The organism is Mesorhizobium sp. M0040 (assembly GCF_040323505.1).
Taxonomy (GTDB): domain Bacteria; phylum Pseudomonadota; class Alphaproteobacteria; order Rhizobiales; family Rhizobiaceae; genus Mesorhizobium.
Window position 1 is genome coordinate 1 of the sequence record NZ_JAMYVA010000081.1, and the last position, 16,532, is coordinate 16,532.

12 protein-coding genes and 4 pseudogenes are annotated in these 16,532 nt (G+C 58.9%); 3 read left to right on the top strand and 13 right to left on the bottom strand.

Annotated elements, in window-relative coordinates:
- Positions 1–183: pseudogene (locus NKJ91_RS31895) on the top strand (alcohol dehydrogenase catalytic domain-containing protein); the annotation flags it as partial.
- Positions 184–281: 98 nt separating this feature from the next.
- Here the strand turns inward: NKJ91_RS31895 and NKJ91_RS31900 are convergent.
- From NKJ91_RS31900 to NKJ91_RS31935, 8 genes are all read right to left on the bottom strand, one after another.
- Complete coding sequence (locus tag NKJ91_RS31900) at positions 282–464, bottom strand: hypothetical protein (protein ID WP_352458666.1); 183 nt, start codon at positions 462–464, stop codon at positions 282–284.
- 400 nt (positions 465–864) lie between these two features.
- On the bottom strand, positions 865–1,749 hold the full coding sequence (purU, locus tag NKJ91_RS31905) for a formyltetrahydrofolate deformylase (protein ID WP_352458667.1): 885 nt from the start codon (positions 1,747–1,749) through the stop codon (positions 865–867).
- Positions 1,750–2,428: 679 nt separating this feature from the next.
- Complete coding sequence (locus tag NKJ91_RS31910) at positions 2,429–2,938, bottom strand: sarcosine oxidase subunit gamma family protein (protein ID WP_352458668.1); 510 nt, start codon at positions 2,936–2,938, stop codon at positions 2,429–2,431.
- On the bottom strand, positions 2,931–5,957 hold the full coding sequence (locus NKJ91_RS31915; RefSeq protein WP_352458669.1) for a sarcosine oxidase subunit alpha family protein: 3,027 nt from the start codon (positions 5,955–5,957) through the stop codon (positions 2,931–2,933). The genes NKJ91_RS31910 and NKJ91_RS31915 overlap by 8 nt, the downstream gene beginning before the upstream one ends.
- Positions 5,882–6,148: a sarcosine oxidase subunit delta gene (locus tag NKJ91_RS31920; RefSeq protein ID WP_352458670.1), complete on the bottom strand. Its 267-nt coding sequence runs from the start codon at positions 6,146–6,148 to the stop codon at positions 5,882–5,884. Before NKJ91_RS31920 ends, NKJ91_RS31915 begins: the two co-directional genes overlap by 76 nt.
- A 12-nt stretch (positions 6,149–6,160) precedes the next feature.
- On the bottom strand, positions 6,161–7,417 hold the full coding sequence (locus NKJ91_RS31925) for a sarcosine oxidase subunit beta family protein (protein ID WP_352458671.1): 1,257 nt from the start codon (positions 7,415–7,417) through the stop codon (positions 6,161–6,163).
- A gap of 9 nt (positions 7,418–7,426) precedes the next feature.
- Positions 7,427–8,575, bottom strand: coding sequence for a M24 family metallopeptidase (locus tag NKJ91_RS31930; protein ID WP_352458672.1), 1,149 nt, complete (start codon positions 8,573–8,575; stop codon positions 7,427–7,429).
- 1,061 nt (positions 8,576–9,636) lie between these two features.
- Positions 9,637–10,101, bottom strand: a complete 465-nt coding sequence (locus NKJ91_RS31935) for an Lrp/AsnC family transcriptional regulator (RefSeq protein ID WP_352458673.1) — start codon at positions 10,099–10,101, stop codon at positions 9,637–9,639.
- 286 nt (positions 10,102–10,387) lie between these two features.
- Between NKJ91_RS31935 and NKJ91_RS31940 the strand changes: the two genes are divergently transcribed.
- On the top strand, positions 10,388–11,578 hold the full coding sequence (locus NKJ91_RS31940; RefSeq protein WP_352458674.1) for an aminotransferase class V-fold PLP-dependent enzyme: 1,191 nt from the start codon (positions 10,388–10,390) through the stop codon (positions 11,576–11,578).
- 36 nt (positions 11,579–11,614) lie between these two features.
- Positions 11,615–12,760 carry a M20 family metallopeptidase gene (locus NKJ91_RS31945; RefSeq protein WP_352458675.1) on the top strand — a complete coding sequence of 382 codons (1,146 nt, stop codon included), beginning with the start codon at positions 11,615–11,617 and terminating at the stop codon, positions 12,758–12,760.
- Positions 12,761–12,884: 124 nt separating this feature from the next.
- Here the strand turns inward: NKJ91_RS31945 and NKJ91_RS31950 are convergent, their stop codons facing one another.
- The 5 genes and pseudogenes from NKJ91_RS31950 to NKJ91_RS31970 form a co-directional block, all read right to left on the bottom strand.
- Positions 12,885–13,460 carry a recombinase family protein gene (locus tag NKJ91_RS31950; protein WP_352458676.1) on the bottom strand — a complete coding sequence of 192 codons (576 nt, stop codon included), beginning with the start codon at positions 13,458–13,460 and terminating at the stop codon, positions 12,885–12,887.
- Between the two features lie 183 nt (positions 13,461–13,643).
- Positions 13,644–13,841: pseudogene (locus tag NKJ91_RS31955) on the bottom strand (transposase domain-containing protein); the annotation flags it as partial.
- A gap of 31 nt (positions 13,842–13,872) precedes the next feature.
- A pseudogene (locus NKJ91_RS31960) lies at positions 13,873–15,940 on the bottom strand (recombinase family protein).
- Positions 15,927–16,115, bottom strand: a complete 189-nt coding sequence (locus NKJ91_RS31965; protein WP_352458677.1) for a hypothetical protein — start codon at positions 16,113–16,115, stop codon at positions 15,927–15,929. The pseudogene NKJ91_RS31960 and the gene NKJ91_RS31965 overlap by 14 nt, the downstream one beginning before the upstream one ends.
- 308 nt (positions 16,116–16,423) lie before the next feature.
- A pseudogene (locus NKJ91_RS31970) lies at positions 16,424–16,532 on the bottom strand (IS66 family transposase); the annotation flags it as partial.

Sequence of the window (16,532 nt, forward strand, 5' to 3'; positions counted from 1 at the left end):
GTCCTGGTAGAGGTCATGGCGACACGGGTCTGCCACACCGATGCCTACACGCTTTCGGGCCTCGATTCCGAGGGCAAGTTTCCAGCGATCCTCGGTCATGAGGGTGCGGGCATCGTTCGGGAAGTAGGCCCGGGCGTCAATCCTCTCCGAGTGCAGCCAGACTTCGTCTCGCTCCCATGCCCTAGCCTGACCGTCCAGTCTGCGGTCCCTTCACGTCCTGAAATACGTGATGGCGTTGAGCAGCCCTAGTGTTAGCGTGTAGGCTATCGGCATCGCGATCGTCATGGAGCAAACTCGCCGGCCGTGGTAATGACCGCGGCGATCCTCTGTTCCTCGTTGCAAGCGTCATCCAACCACCGGCGCCGGACCTTCACCTGCTGGGCATTTACTCCGTTGATGCCAACTTCGATCACCGTGGCATCAAGTTTCAGCCAATTCGGCTTCACCATTTCTAAGGTGTACATGAGACCACGCCGGTCTTTAGGTCGCCAGTAGCTACTTTTCCAACGCGGAAGAGGTGAAGGCCATCCCCGTCCTTCTGCGGACCGGATCGACTGAATGATTTGTTCTGTGTCGAGATGCTCTGGTTGAGGAGAAGTTGACGAGACTTTCGTGAATTGTCTCGTCCACGTTGAGTGCGGCCACAAGCCGATGCTTGGCCCCGAATCACAAGCGGATTGGGGCGGGTCTCGCAGTCACCACCGTTGGAGACTCGAACCGGCGAGCATGTGTGAGAAATGCGAAAAACCAAGACAGGCAAGCTTGGGGCTTCGGTTCGGTCGCGACAAACCGTGTCCGCCGAAAAGGGCTCATGCCGAGAACATCCGCAGCTATCTGTCTGCTGTCTAAATTGGCGGCCATGCCTCACCCCATCCTTTCCGACGCGTAGGAGCCTGGGCTCGGCGGAAACACTACGACGCGGTTGCCGTTGATGAAGCAGCGGTGGTGAATATGTGCGTGGATAGCCCGCGCCAACACCTGGCTTTCGACGTCGCGGCCGATCGAGACGTAATCCTCGGCGCTCTGCCCGTGGGTGATGCGGGAGATATCCTGTTCGATGATAGGCCCCTCATCGAGATCGGCAGTGACGTAATGCGCCGTTGCTCCGATCAGCTTTACGCCGCGCTCATAGGCCTGTTTGTATGGGTTGGCGCCTTTGAAGCTCGGCAGGAAAGAATGGTGGATGTTGATGATCCGTCCTGACATTTTATTGCAGAGATCATTGGAGAGTACCTGCATGTAGCGGGCGAGTACAATAAGTTCCGTGCCGGTTTGCTCGATGACCTCCATAATATCGGCTTCTGCCTTCGATTTGTTTTCCTTTGTCACCTTGATGTAATGAAACGGTATGTCGTGGTTCACAACCACCTTCTGATAGTCTAGGTGATTGGAAACGACCCCGGCGAGATCCATCGGCAGCGCACCAATCTTCCAGCGATAGAGCAGATCGTTGAGGCAGTGTCCGAAGCGGGATACCATCACCAGGACCTTCATCCGCCTGGACGCATTGCTGATCTCAGCGTCCATTTGAAACTCACCGGCGATAGGGTCGAAGCCGTCGATCAACGTCTTGTGATCGATGCTCTCTTCTGAAACAAACGATAGGCGCATAAAAAAGTTGCCCGCATCGAGATCATCGAACTGAGCACTGTCTACTATATTGCAGCCATTGCCTGCCAAATAGCCAGAAATCGCAGCAACGATCCCGCGTCGCGACTTGCATGAGACGGTGAGAACGTAGGTTTTCATTCGCAAGTCCTTTCCGATTTCCCTGGCTTGTCAGTCAGATGGGTGGCGGTTCCGGCTCATTTGGAACTCGGACTTCGAAGAGGTCGGGACGACATAGTCTGCGACCTGGAAGATCCTTCGCTCCAACGGGCACCTGCCGCGATATACAAATCAGATCCGCCTGAGTGTTATCGGGAGGCGCTTACGGCCACGCCCGGCTTAACCGGTCATTCGCCGCAGGCCATTGTCGCGTGCGAAACGAAGAAAGTGGCCTCAAGGCCAAATGCAGATTCGGGGACAACGGCAACGTCGACTGCTTCAGCAGGTACTCCACGAAATCTTTGTTGCTATAGATCACTTGGCCCTCAGGCATCCTATTGCCAACCAGGCCTCCGCAACGGCAGATATAAAATGCTGTTTCAGAGAAACAAGGCCGTCTATGGTTGACGGGCTGTATCACGACACCCGGCGCCTCTGGAACAACTCTCCCTGTTCTTCAACAATGTTCTGAGCGTCGGTCAGTTTTCGCAACGACCGCCGCTTGGCTTATCGAGGGCGGACCGACGACGTCTAGCGTCGGCGCCCCTCCCATTGCATGCTGTGTGCCGTCAGGCCGTCCCATCTGTTTTGTCTCAAGGGGCGGGGAGCGCCGGCGGCCGCGACTGAAGTTCAACAAATCGTCGAGCCCTTGCTCCGGACATTATCCATCAGCCTCGGCAATCCATTCCGAGAGACTCTGCACGAAGCTTCGCGGCACGACGAGCTCGCACGTCGTCTCACCGGTGCGTAGCAAGAGCACAGGCACTTTGTGGAAGGACGTCTGCACTGCCCGACCAGGAGCCGCCGTTGGCGCATGCCAGTCGACGGCGAAACATCCGGAAAGAACCCGCGCAATGTTAGATCCCGCCATTTTCAGGCGCACGCGACCTTCGTCAAGGGCGACCGAACAGCCGATAGCAGGGTCGATGGCAAGTGAAGGCGCGGCAGAGCCATCGTCGCCAAGCAGCCATAGTCGGCGAGGGGCAATGCGGATAACATGAAGGCCTTTGTGACGAACTGTCTCTCCCACGGAAGCTGGAAGCCTGATGCCCAGCAAGGTTGAGACGCTCGCCTCAAATTCCGCCAACGTGCTTTCCCATCCCTCAACCTGGGAAAGCGCGCAATCGGCCATTGACAGGCTGAAGTTCTTGACTGGGGTGTGGCTACCCATGCTGCCGCTCTCCTTGCGGATCGAGAAATACTGGCGAGACGACGCGGGCGCGCACCATTTCGCCCTTGATCGGATAGACGGCGACGACCTCGTTTCCTTCCGCCGCGACATCGCCCGCAAGCAAAGCCAAGGCCACATAGCATCCGAGTTCCGGACTGAAGGTTGCCGAGGTGACTCGCCCGCGGCCGTGGCCGGCGATCTTGTCACCTGGCAGGAAAAGGATGGCGCCGCCGCGGAGCCGGCTGTCAGCCTCCGTGCATTTCAACCCGACTAGCCTTTGCCTGTCCGGCGCCAGAAGGTTGGGACGGCGTCGGAGCACGTCACCGACAAAGCCGGAGCGCTTGCTCACCAGGCGGCCGAAGCCAATATCGTCAAGCGTGGTCCGTCCATCTATTTCCGGCCCTGCGGCATGACCCTTTTCGATGCGCAGCCCACCCAGCGCTTCGCGCCCGCAGGGCTTCAGCCCAAGCGGCGCGCCTACTTCGAGCAGGTGGGTCCACAGGGCCTCGCCGACGCTTGAACCGACGTAAATTTCGTATTGGCGTTCGCCGGAAAAGCTCAACCTCAGGATTCGGAGGGCATGCCCATTCCATTCGCCTTCAAGCAGCCCCATACGCGGCAGCGCCGTATCGGAAACGTCGAAACCAGGGAATGCAGCGCTAAGGATTGCACGGCTCTTTGGCCCAGCCACCGTCATTGCTGCCCATTCATCATTCACAGAGGTAATAGCGACACGCAATTCGGGCCATACCGTATCGAGTAGGAACTCAAGACGTGGCAGTACGTCGGCGGCCTTGGCGGTCGAAGCGGTCAGAAAGTACCGGTCTTGTGCCAGCCTCGTCGCGGTGCCATCATCGAATACAATGCCGTCGTCACGCAGCATAACGCCGTACCTGGCGCGGCCGACCGGCACGTTTGCAGCGCCATTGGCATAGACGCGGTCGAGGAAGATCGTCGCATCCGGGCCCTGAACGTCGATCTTGCCGAAGGTAGAGATGTCGGCGAGTCCCGCAGCTTGGCGAATATGCCGCATTTCCGCCACATAGGCATCGTCGACGTTGCGCCCGGACTGGTGATAGAAGTTGGGCCTCATCCAGAGCCCGTTCTCCAGCATTTCGCCACCATTCCTAACATGCCAATCGTGCATCGGCGTGCGGCGTATGGGTTTGAAATGATGCCCTATAGCACGACCGGCGAGCGCTCCGATGGCAACCGGCGTGTAAGGCGGGCGGAAGGTCGTGATCCCGGTTTCAGCGATTGTTGTGCTGCGCAGCGCTGCCATTGCTGAAAGTGCTGGAAAATTGCTGGTCTTGCCCTGGTCGGTGCCCATGCCGAGTGTGGTGTAGCGCTTTAGGTGCTCGACTGACTCATAGCCCTCCCGATGTGCGAGCTCGATGTCCTTTGTCGTTACGTCCATCTGGAGATCAACAAACGCCTTCCCACGCGCAACGAGGGGGGGTTGGCGCACCGGTTCGGTTGCTGTTTCCCCGAGATCGAGTTTCGACACTGCGGGCACCGAGTCCCGCTTTCCGCAGTATGACGCCGCATCCACGCCGGCGGTGTGACCGCCTTCAATCGCTTGGGCAGTCGAACAGCCTCCCATCATCGAGCCGGCTCCGAAATGGCCCGCCGGAAAGGCACCGGGAACAAAGGCGTCTATGTCATCTCGATATCGGGGTTTGATCCCCAAATGCGAAGTGAGGTGCACAGTTGGCGACCAGTCAGCCGACATGCACACCAGATCGCAGGCGACGTGGGAAAGGCCGTCCGGTCCGGCAAGCTTCACGCCCGTCACAGCCCGAGCACCGCTAACGTCCACGATGCGTGTCGCGGCAAGGACTGTGACATTGAGTCGTGCCGCCGACGCCACAAGTGCGGCTGGCAAGGAGGTGCGCAGATCGGCAACCGTCACCTTGGCGCCAGCATTGGCCAGATCGAACGCGGTGCGCCAGGCGCTGTCATTGTTAGTGGCGACGATGACCTTCTTGCCGGGCAGAACGCCGAAGCGGTTAAGGTAAGCGCGAGCGGCAGACGCAAGCAGCACGCCCGGCCTGTCATTGTTCGCAAACACCAGCGGCCGTTCAATGGCGCCCGCAGCAAAGACGATCGAACGGGCGCGAAGCATAGTAAAGGTCTGTTTACTTTCTCCAGTCTGCCGGGGACCGGTGGCGCCATGTCGCCCGACCAATCCTATGACGTTCCCGTCATAGGTCCCAAAAGCTGTCGTGGATTTCATGAACGTGACCCTTTCGGACCTCTCTAGTTCGGCTTCGGTCTGCCTCAGCCAAGAGGCAGCCGCGCTGTCGAGCGGCTCAGTCAACAGGTGGCCGCCGAGCAGGAAATCCTGCTCGACAATCGCGACACGGGCGCCGGCAGCTGCAGCGGCTCGCGCCGCCGACAGCCCCGCCGGCCCGCCGCCGACGATTGCGACGTCCGCAAACGCATGTTGAACCTGGTAGCGATCTGGGTCCCTGTCTGTGCTGGCTTTGCCGAGACCGGCCGACTTGCGAATGAAGTGTTCGTAAAACATCCAGGCCCGACGGGTCGGACCCATGAAGGTCTTATAATAGAAGCCGGCCGACAGAAACGGCGCAAAGAGACCATTTATACTTTGCACATCCAAAGCGAGCGACGGCCAACGGTTCTGGCTTTCTACGACCATACCGTCCTCTAGCTCCAGCGTCGTCGCCGGTAGGTTAGGCTCACGCCTTCCTCCGGTTCCGAGGGTCACGAGGGCATTCGGTTCCTCAGGTCCTGCGGAAAAAATCCCGCGCGGTCGATGGTATTTGAAGCTGCGTCCGACTAGTGCGACGTCGTTGGCGAGCAACGCTGATGCAAGTGTGTCACCGCGATATCCAACAAGCTTGCGGCCGTCGAAGGTGAAAGTGACCGGATGCCTGCGGCTTACCCGGCTCCCTGCCGACAACCGTCTCGGATTAGAACTCATGCTAACGATTTCCTGGCGAAGTTCACAGATGCGATGATGTGGTTTCGAGTGTCGCGTTCGACCACTAGCCATTCTCGGCAACCGGCCACGTGCTGCCAGAATTCCCGGTGCTGGCCCGCCGGATTGGGCCTGACAAAGACATAGCGGTACCAAGCATCTGGATCGGGATCGTTGTAAGCCGGACGCTTGACCGAAGCGTCACCGCCATAGCGGAACTCGTCATGATCGCGCAGACCGCAGCACGGGCATTCAATGCGCAGCATTTCAATGGCCTCCTAATGCAACCAAGCGAACGGGCCGATTCCGGCCTCGTCGATGGTTCGCCCGGCGCGAAACCGGTCCAAGCTGTACGGGGCGACAAGCGGATGCGGCTTACCGTTCGCAATAGTATGCGCAAAGCACCAGCCGGAAGCAGGCGTTGCTTTGAACCCGCCATAGCACCAACCGCCGTTGAGATAGAGGCCGTCGATGGCCGTCGGGCAGATGATTGGACTGGCGTCGGGCGTCATGTCCATGACGCCGCCCCAGTGGCGCACTATGCGAAGGCGCGAGACGCACGGCATCAGAGCGATTGCCGCCTCCATCGTTTCGCGGATGACGCCGAGATTGCCGCGCTGGGCATAGGAGTTGTAGCCGTCGATATCACCGCCCAAGACCAGCCCGCCTTTGTCCGACTGGCTAAGGTAGTAATGACCGGCGCCGTAGGCGACGACATGGTCCACAAGTGGTTTCAGAGGTTCGGTAACGAAGGCCTGCAGCACATGGCTTTCAATCGGTAGCTGCAGGCCGGCTTTCGTTCCTAGCACGGAAGTGTGACCCGCGACCGCAAGACCAACCTTGCCGGCGACAATGCGGCCCTTGGTTGTTTCGACGCCGACGATCCTGTCACCGTGGCCCACAAAGCCCGTGACCTCGCAGTTTTGGATGATGTCGACGCCATGCGCATCAGCGGCACGAGCATAGCCCCAGGCGACGGCATCGTGGCGAGCCGTGCCAGCGCGGCCCTGGAAGATCGCCCCATAAATTGGAAAGCGCGCCGTATCCGAATAATCGAGATAGGGCAACATCCGCTGAACTTCGTCACGGTCGAGGATGTCGGAGTCGATGCCGTTCAGCCGCATGATGTTGGCGCGGTGGCTGAAGGCACCGAGTTGGTCGGCCGAATGCGCAGTGACGAGCTGGCCGCGCTGGGAGAACATGATGTTGAAATTCAGCGCTTGCGACATGCCCTCCCAGAGCTTCATCGAGAATTCGTAGAATTGGGTGTTGCCGTCGAGCAGATAGTTGGAGCGGATGACGGTCGTGTTCCGGCCGACATTGCCGCCGCCGACATAACCTTTTTCGAGCACGGCGACATTGCGAATGCCGTGATTTTCGGCGAGATAGAAGGCGGTTGCGAGGCCATGACCTCCTCCGCCGACGATTATAACGTCGTAGAACGGCTTAGGCTCTGCCGCTCGCCAGGCGCGCTGCCAGTTTTTCTGGCCTGACAACGCGTTGCGAAAAATAGAAAATGCCGAATAGCGCGCCATGGTGTGTTCCTAGCGTACAATCGGGCCGGCCGGCGTGGCGGTGAGTAGCTCAGCACCGCCATCTCCCAAGAGAACGGTATTGGAGACGAAATCGTCTCCGCGTCCGGTCCCCATAAGCCACGACAGGATGTGGAAGCTCATGCCAGTCTCGATGACGATGTCGGAGTCGGGTCTTAGCCCGATCACCGAATTGCCGCCGGTCCATGACGGAGGTTGACCGACGCCGATCAAATAGCCGCAGTGGTGCCGATAGTAGTCAGACAGGCCGGCATCGTCGACGACAGCTCGCCAAGCGGCGAAAACCTCGCGTGCTATTGCACCGGGACGCAGTGCATCAACAACAGCATCGAACGCTTTGGCGTTCACCTGCGCCATCGCAATGTCCTCGTCCTTGATCTGGCCGACGTGAATAAGCCGACCGAGCGGCGCGTGGTATCGCGAGATGCAGCCGGATAGCTCAATGAAGACGGGTTCACCTTTCCGATAGACCCCATCGCCCCAAGTCGTATGCGTCTCGCGCAGGCGCGCCGCCGGACGGATGAAAGGGCCAAAGCCCGGAACATGCCCGCCGGCCCGGAACATTGCTGACATGCACTGGGCAGCGACCTCTTGCTCGGAGGCGCCGTCCGAGATCTCGGCAATCGCGGCGCTGGCGGCGACATCCGACATCTTGCCGGCCCGCCGCATCAGGACCTGCTCCTCGGCACTTTTCACCCGCCGCATCTTATCAACCAGACCGGAAACGTCGCTCCATTTGGCGTCGGCTTTCGACTGGAGTGTCAACGCAAGGCCGTGACTGAGACCGGCTGTCCAGTATTCGAGTCCGACTTGCTTGCTGAGCAAGCCGAGATCCGCCAGCACTTGTGCCGCAACGTCAGCGGCCGTTTCGCTGTCTGAGTGGCTGCGGAACTCCGCTGCCTTCACCCGCTTCTCGATCGTCCATCTCTCATTGGCACGGGTGACCAGAACCGGCTTGCCTTCCTGCGGGACGACAAGCAAATGTGGAGTGAAGTATCCCCAGTGGTCCAGGCCAGTAAGGTAAAACACGTTCTCCGGTGAAGCGATGACAGCCGCGTCCAGATTGCGCTGGCCAAGCAAGTTGCGGAGCTTGGCAAGGCGCCCATCTATCTCAGCTTCGGAAAAGGGGTTGCGGTCCATTAGGTATCCTCGTGCTTATTGCCAGCTGCGTTGCGGGCACGGTCTTTGCGTCGGCCGCGGTTTCCTGCGCGCCATGATCAGTTGGTGATGATGAGTTCGTGCGCGACATCATCGCAGAGGCGTTCGCCTTCGCTGCCCCTGATGACGAGCGATCCTCCGAATTGCCGACCAGCGCGATTTGCCTTAACTCCAGCGCTTGGAGGAAGCCAATCACATGATCCGCACGGTCGAGCCAAACCGCCAACCCACACGCCATTTTCAGCGATCATTAGTTCCTCAAGACTTATCCGGCCCGGTACGGCGGACGGACTACTCAATGTCCGCTTCGTGAAGCCTACCAACGTCAAATAGACGTTTGGCGAGAAATACGGATCGTCCTACGCAGGAAATCAGCGTTTTTTTGGGGAACTTCGCAGGTTACGCAGTGATTGCTGCGGTAAGTAGCAGATTCCTGGCTCTATCTCGATCATAAGATCGCTCCCGCGGGGACACAAGGTTTCGCGTTTAGCTTGAATGCCCGGCTTGGCATCATAGCCCACGGCGGCCCGAAGGAAGGCAGCCGCGCTCGTCTTGCGCTCACCCGACGTGCGAGAAGTGTCCCTTGTGGCTGTCCGACGCGGCCAAACCTTCTCTATGATCTGCGGTGGCTTGCCTCAGGTACGGCTCGACCTCCAACTTTGGAGGGCTCAAGGCGGGTCGGTTCAGATGGAAAAACGGATTTCGCTTCGCAGAACCAGCCGCTCGTCAGACACCAGCGTAGTGGCCGAAGCGATGTCATCAGGTTCAGGAACCGACTGAACACGGCGTCGCACCGCGGGGATGAAAACGAAGCGGGGCCCAGCGCAACAGTTTTTGTTGTGCGTTCCCCCTTGCGTACCTTTCGCGCTCTTTTCGGCCCGTCTATCGCCTTTCCGACAGCCATAGCGTGAACTCTCCACTCGGCAGAAACCTGCCAAAGTGGCTGCCGGCGCACCAATGCGGAAGGAGGGAAGCAATACAGCGCGACCTATCAAAATCGCACTGCTCCGTTTTCGATTGGCCGTTGAAGTGCGGCGCCCGGGCTATTCATCAATTGGGACAGCTAGCGTTGCCTTTATCCGATCCATTACGACCATTGTCTTGAATCCCTTTATGTCGGAATGTTCATAGAAAAAGCGGCGAGTAAATGCCTCGTACTCCACCATGTCACGCACAGAAATTGCGAGGACGAAATCGGCTTCACCTGTCACATAGTAGGCGCTCATGATCTCAGGCGTGCGCCGAATCGCTTGCTTAAAACGGTCAATGATATCTGCGCGATCGCGCTCGAGACTGATGAAGCTCAGCATGAGCATGGGCCGACCCACGGCTGCGGGCGAGACCACGGCTACATCAGCTTCGATCACACCTTCATCTCGAAGCCGCTTCAATCGCCGCTGACACGCGGTGGCCGAAAGGCCCGCAAGTTCACCTAATTCTTCAGTCGTAAGGCGGTTGTTACGCTGTATGGCGATGAGAAGTTTCCGATCAATTCGATCAAGGTCCATTGCAATCCCTGCAAAAAATGCGTCTCTGCGCAGGAAAACTGCGCGCGTGAGCTGATATTAGCCTGACTTCCGCGAGGATCAAGGGTAAAATGAGCACTTCAGCGGAAGCCCTGCGGGCATGACGCTTCAGTTCATGCATTTCTTGCTCTCTATGGATCCTGAGGCCATGCAACGCTCTCTTCAGACAAGTGGGACCCTCGATCCGCCAGCCGCTCGCCGCGATTAGATATTGCAAGAAATGCACGCACCATCCACCCCGCCATCCACACCGATAAAAGCAAACATCATGCAGAGCACTTCTCTTCGTTTGGGAGTCTTGCGGAAGGACTTTCCCGCCACTGAAAGCGCCATCTATATGGATGTTGCGAATCAAGGACTCATCTCAAGTACAACGTTAGAATCTATCGAGCCGCATTTGACAAATAGGCTTTATGGTAGAAATGACGAAGAAAGTATGTTGTACCATGTAGAGCGTACTAGGGCCAGATTTGCGCTAATGATTGGCGCTGTTAAAAATGAAATTGCGATCACAAAGAATGCATCGGAAGGCATTAATATAATCGCCAATGCGATCGATTGGAGGCCCGGAGACAATGTGGTCCTGTGTCCCAAGCTAGAGCACGCAAATAACATCTTGCCCTGGCTTCAGATCAAGGTTCGCCACAATGTCGAGTTGCGGGTCGTAGAGCCGGATCGCGGTTCAATTCCGACTGATGCCATAATAAAAGCAGCTGACTCTCGTACGCGCGTCGTCGCGGTCGCGACAGTGACGATGGTCCCGGGATTTCGGACCGTGCTGGAACCAATTGCGGAAGCCTGCAAGCGTCTTGGCACCTTTCTTTTGGCAGATGCAACACAGTCCGTCGGAATACTACACACTGATGTGGCCCAGCTTGGCGTAGACGGTTTGGCGGTTTCGACTGTGAAGGGATTAATGGGTCTTTATGGATCCGGATTCTTATATTGCCGTCAGGAATGGGCCGATCGGTTAAATCCGGCTTACCTCGCTCGATTCAGTGTTGATCTCGGCAACGCACCTGAATCGGCTCCGATACTTAATTCCGTAAAATTGCGTGACGGGGCCCCTCGTTTTGATATTGGCCACTACAATTTCCCGGGGATGTTGGCTGCCTATGTATCGATGGGACAACTACTCGAAGTCGGAACCTCAGAGATTGAGCGGAGCGTTACTTCACTCGCAAAGCGGTTGGCCTCTGGCCTTTTGGAGGCCGGGCTGCCAGTCTGTGGTGGCCCCCCGGCGAGCCACACGGGAAGTATCGTGGCGTTGGGCGATGTGGCCGCGCTCACAGAGGCGCGCACGACCGACAGTCGTATTCAGTCGCTTCACGATTACTTGCTGGACAACAGGGTGATCGTCTCCATGCGTAGAGGCATGCTACGGTTCTCACTGCATCTGTACAATACCGCAGACGAAGTCGATCGCGTTGTCGACTTGGCCAAGCTTTGGTTGAAATAATAGCAAGCACAGGTCGTGCAGCAAATAGGAGAGTGCATGTCATCCGTCGCCGCACAAACTGTAGCGCTCCTTCAGGAATTGGTCAAAATCGAGAGCATCAACCCTTCATTATCGCCAAAAGGAAGTGGCGAAAAAAAGGTCGCCGACTTCCTTGGGGGTTTTTGCAGGGAGCGAAACCTGCCCTACGAATTCCAGGAGGTGAAAGATGGCCGGTCCAATTTCTTGACATGGGTTCCGGGGCAGGACGCTGACAAGCGTATCGTTTTTGTAGCTCATATGGACACTGTGCCTATTGATAGGTGGGAGTCAGATCCGTTCTCTGGAGAGCAAAGGGAGGGGCGGATCTATGGCCGAGGAAGTTGCGACACGAAGGGTTCACTTGCGGCTATGCTGATCGCGCTTGGTACCATTGGGGAGCGGCAACCCAAATCGACGGTCGTCGTCGCCGCGAGCATTGACGAAGAGTTTCGCAAAATCGGCGCTCGCGCTATTGGTTTGTCAGGTGTGTCCTATGACGCCGCAGTGGTGGGCGAACCAACTGACTTAGAACTTGTTGTCGCTCACAAAGGCTCTGTCCGCTGGCAGGTCGAAGTTGAGGGTGTCCCCGCTCATACCTCGAAGCCTCACCTCGGAGTCAATGCGATTACCGGGATGGCTAAAATAGTATTAGCGCTCGACGAACTTAACCAGGAGCTGGCATTGCGGACGCACCCATTGGTCGGCTCTCCAACTCTCACTGTCAGCCTTATCGAAGGAGGTATAGAGCTAACGACTGTGCCACCTGTTTGCCGTATTTGGATTGATCGACGCCTTATACCGGGAGAGCGACCGCAACAAGCCATACAAGAGGTGGAGAACATATTGGAGTCTTTCCGCCAAGGTGAAGATAATATCAATGTGCGCTCTTTACTCCCTGCGTTGGAAGATCCTGCTCCGGACAGTGCCGAGTCGAGCAAAATTGCGGCGGTGGCAGCAGAGGCCTGTGCTGAGGTAGCCGGAACCGGGAAATATATAGGGGTGCCCTATGGTACGGATGCAAGTCAGCTTTCGCTCGCCGGAATTCCTTGTGTGGTGATCGGCCCAGGCAGTATTGATCAAGCGCATACGAACAACGAGTTCGTCGAAATAGATCAGCTAGTCAAAGCGGTCGAAATATACCAGAAAGTCATGCTAAACTACTAGATTAAGGTAGAATATCCCCTTTGAGGCGGACTCGTACTTCTATGGTGCTATGGATTAGCCCTCAGCGACCTTGCAATCCGGTCTTGCTGGCGAAGACAACCGCGCTTCGCTGGCAGACCAGTCGTCAGCAGGGTGTCCCGGGATTGGAGAAGTTTGCGCCAGAGTCAGGCCTTTGCCGCCGGGCTACAAGAGTTCGGCCTTCGCAACAGCGATCGCGTGGATACTGACCTGAGACCCTTGTTCCCTCCAGTTCAACGGAGAGTCCGGAGCTTCCGCCCTTTCCCAGCCGACGTAGCCTTCGTGTGCACCCGGGATCAGCGCCAGCATCACGCGCCTTACGGCGGCTGCGCGAGCGAATGGCTGTTGCATCATATTCCGACGCAGCACGAGTCTTACCATAGGCGTAGGCGCCGCCGTAGATCGGGTTCTCGATCATTCGGTGGATGGTCGCATAGCTTGGCCTGCGCCAGACCACATCGCCATTGTTGCGCTTGGCAGGCAAATCCAGCCCATGTTCGAGGAACCAGAGCAGGGCCTGGCGGGCACTGCCGAGTTCCGCCACCTTGTCAAACACAAGGGTGATGGCCTCCTGCATGCGACGATCGGGATCCTTCTCCAGCCGGTCGCCGACCTTCACGAAGCCGACCGGGGCAGCGACGACGAGTTCACCGCGCCGGGCCTTCTCATAGCGGGCCGACAAGGAGCGCTGACGCAGAAGATCGAGCTCATACTCGTTGAGACTGCCTTCAGTCCCAGCAGCAGCCGGTCATTGCCCTGGCGCGGTGCGTAGACCGTCTCCTGGTCGATCAGCGTGATGTTGCCCAGGGCTGAGTGTGGTCTTTCCGGTTGTAGTCCTCCTTCGTAAGCGGGTAGCTGATGCCGTTCAGCGGTGGTAGTTCCAAGGCATGAGCGCCTCGATAGCGCTGTTTGGCCAGCCATTGGCGATGCGCTCGAGGGTCTGGGTGAGCCAGGCGTGCGGATCGACCTGGTTCATCTTGGCGGTGGTCAGCAGCGTGGCGATGGTGGCCCATGTCCGTCCGCCGCCGTCGCTGCCAGCGAAGAGGCTGTTCTTTCGGGTAATTGTGAAGACCGATTCATTATGCACCTCCTTTTCAAATGGCGGAAAACAGCGATTCTTGGTTGTCGTCGTGGATGCGACGCGGAGTATTGCGCGCCAAATCGGCCTTGATCCGTTCGTCTTCGAGGTCGCTGGCGCGGATCTGGTAGGGCGCGCCGCGCATGACCTGCTCGGCGGGCAATAGGCCATCCCTGATGAACCGGCGGATTTTGACGTGCGAGACTCCAAGCCGGGCGGCCGCGTCCGACATGGTAAGCCACTCGCCATTCTTGTCGGAAGAGCGATAGCCGCTGATCTTGTGCACCGTGCGCAGCGATTGGACGCGACGCGCGGTCCAGGTCTTTCCCTGACCGGTCTGCATGCCCATGCGGTTGAGTGTGGCAGCGATTTCGGCATCCGACCACCGGGTTGCCATGGATCGCATGATCGCCAGAGCCTCCTCAGGCGTACGCTGGCCATGCTCTCCGGATTTGGGCTTGCGAACCCGTACCTGCGAGTGCTGGCCTCCATGCCAGTGGATGGTCAAGATCACGTCGCGCGCATCGTCATCGACATCGGCCACGATGTCCTCGATGAGCGCGCGCAGCAGTTGCTGACGACAGCGCATGTCGACACCCGGCGCATTCCAGGTGGCCTCGAGATCCTGGGCGAGGCCCGTGAAGTCCGGAACCGCGTCGACAGGCTCCACACGCTGGACTTCGCTCAGCCGGGCCTCGCAGGTCTCCACGCGCCTGAGCGTGGCTTCCCAACTCCTCTCGAGCTGGGCCGCAATAAGCCGGTTCTCCGGGTCGCAAGCGGCATAGCGGCGCTCGGCAAGCGATGCCTCATAGCGCGCCTGCTGCAGGTCCATCTCGATCATCTGCCGCCGCTTGGCTTCGCTCTCCAGCTGCATGCGTTCAGCCTCCAACGCCGCTTCGATCGCCATCGGCGCAACCGCCTCCAGCGCTTCGCGGGTCACCGCCGCGTCGGTGCGAAAGCCGTTGAACGACATGCATCGCGCCTGGGCCATCATGAGGTTGCCGCGCTCGCAGCGATATACCGGATAACCTTGGCCGCGTCCGGCATACATGACAACCAGTCTTCGCCCGCATCGACCACAGGAGATGAGACCGGGGAGCAGCGCGCGACCGCCGCGGCCCGACTTGACGCCGCCGGCTTTGCCATAAGCGTTGGCCGCGAGCAGTTCCTGGTTCCGTTCGTACTCGCTCCATCCGATGTAGCCTTCGTGATGGTCCTTGAGCACCACCGCCCACTCGCTAGCCGGCTTGTAATGGCCATAGCTCTTGCGAACGCGGCCATCGACGATCTCAGTGCGCTTCTCGCTCTTACCATAGACATAGGCGCCGGCGTAGAATGGGTTCTTCAGGATCGAGATCACGTTGCGGTAGCGGATCGGAACCCAGTCGAAGGACACCATCTTGTTGCCGTCGGAGGGTCTGGGGAAATGCACGCCATCGTCGATCATCGAGATCAGGACCTGACGCGCACTGCCGAGTTCGCGGAAGCGCGCGAATATCAGGCGAATGGTCTCCTGCAGGCGCATGTCGGGATCGAACCCGAGACCGTAATCGCGGTGCCAGACATAGCCGAAGGGCACGGAGATGCGCAGTTCTCCGCGCTGTGCCTTGGCGCGGGCGGCCTCGTACATGCGGGCACGCAGCACGCCGAGCTCGAACTCGCTGATGCTGCCCTTCATACCGAGCAGCAGGCGGTCGTTCGGCAATCCCGGATCGTAGACTCCGTCCAAATCGATCACGCGTGCATCGACTTCGCCGCACAACTCGAGCAGCCGATGCCAGTCCGGCCCGTTGCGCGACGGCGGGACGCCTCCAGGCAAAGCACGGCGCCCACATGGCCGGTGCACAGATCGTCGACCAGGCGCTCGAAACCGGACGCTCCACAGCCCCGCTTGCGGTTCGTCCCAGATCCTCGTCGATCACCTCTACTTTGCGGAATCCCCAGCGCCGCGCGACGTCGACAAGCTCATATTGCCGACGCTGGCTCTCAAGGTTGAGCTGGACCTGCGCCTGAGTGGACTGACGCACATAGACGACGGCCTTGCGCTTGAGGACGGCAGTCGGAATCAGATTACCGCTCGTCATCGCAGCTCTCCTCCTCCGTTGCCACGCCGGCGGCGGCCATCAGTACGTTGGCGAGCCGGGCGATCACTATGGTCCGTTGCGCTGAACTCAGCCCGTTCAGCTTCTCCGAGTCGAGCGGCAAGCTGAGTTGGCGAACGACCACCAGAGATCGTGTCGGGGGTGGCAGGGTTCTCATGTTGCGCCTCCGCGATGGTGAAACCATCCGGAGAGCCTCGCCGGAAACGGCGTTCGATCAAGAGCTTGTGTAGCTCAAGCAGCGCGGCAAGCGATACGCGCGGGGGGCCTAGGTCCATCGCCGCGCAAGCCACGGGATCGATCATCCAGGCCGGAGCGGTAATGACATGCCCGGGCGCGACGACGAGATGAATGATCCGGCCGTTGGCGCGCTCTTCGCTGTTCTCGCAGCGAAGCCGACGTCCGAAATACGGGTGCCAACGGTAATGGACCTCGACCTCCTGCCCAACATGGGCAGAATGACCCCGAGATGGCCTGTGGCCTGATGGCGCGCTCGACGGTGTTGGAGTCGATTTCGATGCGGCCGTCGGTGAGGAAGCGCTCCAGCGCGGCACGCCGGCCGAGCGCATAGCGGATC